Annotated in this window: 3 protein-coding genes; 2 read left to right on the forward strand and 1 reads right to left on the reverse strand. The window is 76.3% G+C overall.

Annotated features, from left to right (window positions below; translation table 11 throughout):
- Both J1M39_RS06375 and J1M39_RS06380 read left to right on the forward strand, forming a co-directional pair.
- A partial coding sequence (locus J1M39_RS06375; RefSeq protein ID WP_342356376.1) for a sensor histidine kinase occupies nucleotides 1-530 on the forward strand: 530 nt, incomplete at its 5' end.
- A 56-nt stretch (nucleotides 531-586) separates the two neighbouring features.
- Nucleotides 587-1,327 carry a response regulator gene (locus J1M39_RS06380; protein WP_206496584.1) on the forward strand — a complete coding sequence of 247 codons (741 nt, stop codon included), beginning with the start codon at nucleotides 587-589 and terminating at the stop codon, nucleotides 1,325-1,327.
- Nucleotides 1,328-1,355: 28 nt separating this feature from the next.
- On the opposite strand, the gene J1M39_RS12255 is transcribed toward J1M39_RS06380, so the two are convergent.
- Nucleotides 1,356-1,811, reverse strand: a complete 456-nt coding sequence (locus J1M39_RS12255; protein ID WP_241253895.1) for a TetR/AcrR family transcriptional regulator — start codon at nucleotides 1,809-1,811, stop codon at nucleotides 1,356-1,358.
- Nucleotides 1,812-2,017 lie beyond the last annotated feature (206 nt).

Consider the following 2,017-nt stretch of genomic DNA (forward strand, 5'->3'; position numbering starts at 1 on the left):
TGCTCCGCGAGACCGGCGAGACCGTGGCCGGGGTGCCCGGCGTGACCGACGACGACGCCCGGCGACCCGCCGCCGACGTCGTCGCCTCCCCCGACGGCCGCGGCACCCGCCTGCCCCCGGGCCGCCGGCCCCAGCCGCGACTCGCGGACCTGCCCGCCCTCGTGGAGACGATGCGCCTGTCCGGGCTCGAGGTGTCCCTGCTGGAGACCGGCACACCCCGCCGCACGCTGCCGGCGGGTGGGGAGCTGGCGGCGTACCGGATCGTGCAGGAGGCGCTCACCAACACGCTGCGCCACGGCGGGCCGGACGCGGACGCCTTCGTCACGCTCGCCTGGACGGCGCACGGCCTGGACCTGCAGATCGACGACGACGGCTGCGGCGCCGCCGCCGACCCCGCCACCCGGGGCAGCGGCCAGGGTCTGCGGGGGGCCGCCGAGCGGACGGCCCTGTTCGGCGGGACGCTCGAGACGGGGCCGCGCGTCGGGGCCGGGTACCGCGTGTCCGCCCACCTGCCGTACTCGGCGGTGTGAGGGGTGGCCGCCCCCGTCTCGCCCGCTCACCCCGCCCGACTTGAGAGGATGACCCCATGAGCTCTGAGGAGACCGTCCCCGTCCGCGTGGCCCTGGTGGACGACCAGGCACTGATCCGCTCCGGGCTGGCCATGCTCGTGGACTCGCAGCCGGACCTGACGGTCGTGGCGGAGGCGGGCAGCGGGCGCGAGGCGGTGGCGTCGGTGTCCGTGGCGGGCGCCGACGTCGTGCTGATGGACGTGCGCATGCCGGAGATGGACGGCATCGAGGCCACCCGCGCGCTGCTGCGCCGGCCGGACGCCCCGCGCGTCGTGGTGCTGACCACCTTCGACCTGGACGAGTACGCCTTCGACGCGATCGAGGCGGGCGCCAGCGGCTTCCTGCTCAAGGACGCCCCGCCCGAGGAGCTGCTCGCCGCGATCCGCACGGTGCACCGGGGCGACGCCGTGATCGCCCCGTCCACGACGCGCCGGCTCCTGACGCACATGGCCCCGCGTCTGCGCTCGGACCAGGTCCGCAGCGCCGAGTGCGAGGAGCAGCAGGCGGCCGTGGCGTCGCTGACCCCGCGCGAGCACGAGGTGCTGGTGCTCATGGCGCAGGGCGCCGCGAATCTGGAGATCGCCGCCGAGCTCGTGCTCTCCGAGGCCACGGTGAAGACGCACGTCGGCCGGGTGCTGGCCAAGCTAGGCGCCCGCGACCGCGTGCAGGCCGTGCTCATCGCCCACCGCGCGGGCCTCAACGGCCGGCCTCGGCGGTCGGCCGGGGCGGTCGGCCGGGGCGGCGGGGCCCTTCCCTGAGCCACTCCCCAGGCGCCTGCCAGCACAATCACAGGTCATACCTGGGTATGAGTCGGACGCCCCGAGGTTCATCCTCATGGCCCTGCCGGTGCGCCCACCCCCTCCGCGATGCTGGACGCAGGCCCCGCAGCGGGTCCGCCGCCGGGGTGCACGCGCCGATGGCCGCCCCGGCCCGACGCGCACTGGAGGAGAGGCACCATGACCGGCAGCATCCTGGACCACCCCACCCCGACGACGTCCCGCGCCTCCGACCCAGCACCCCGTCGAGGAAGGCCTGCAGGATCCCCCCGGTGCGGGCCACGACGTCCTCGAGCACGGCGTCCAGCAGATCCCGACGCGTGGGGAAGTGCCGGTACAGCGTCCCCACGCCGACCCCGGCCTCCTGCGCCACCCCGCGCAGGGACATCGCCGCCCCCTGGGTGGCGATGAGACGGCCGGCGGCCGCCAGCAGGTCCTGGCGGTTGGCGCGGGCGTCGGCTCTCATGTCCCCATCATCCCACTCCACCCCGCACCGCCCGGCGGCGGGGACCTGACGCCCTCGGGTCCACGCCTCGCCGGCCCGCCTCATCCCCGGGCATGACCCGCCGCCCGCGGAGGTGGTCCCCTCCTCCGATCCGCCCCGCCGGGTCCGCGCGGGAGAGTGGCCGCCATGGACACCTCTTCCCCCGCACACCCCTTCTCCCCCACGAC

The sequence above is a fragment of the Micrococcus sp. KRD077 genome (genome assembly GCF_017168505.1).
Taxonomy (GTDB): Bacteria; Actinomycetota; Actinomycetes; order Actinomycetales; family Micrococcaceae; genus Micrococcus; species Micrococcus luteus.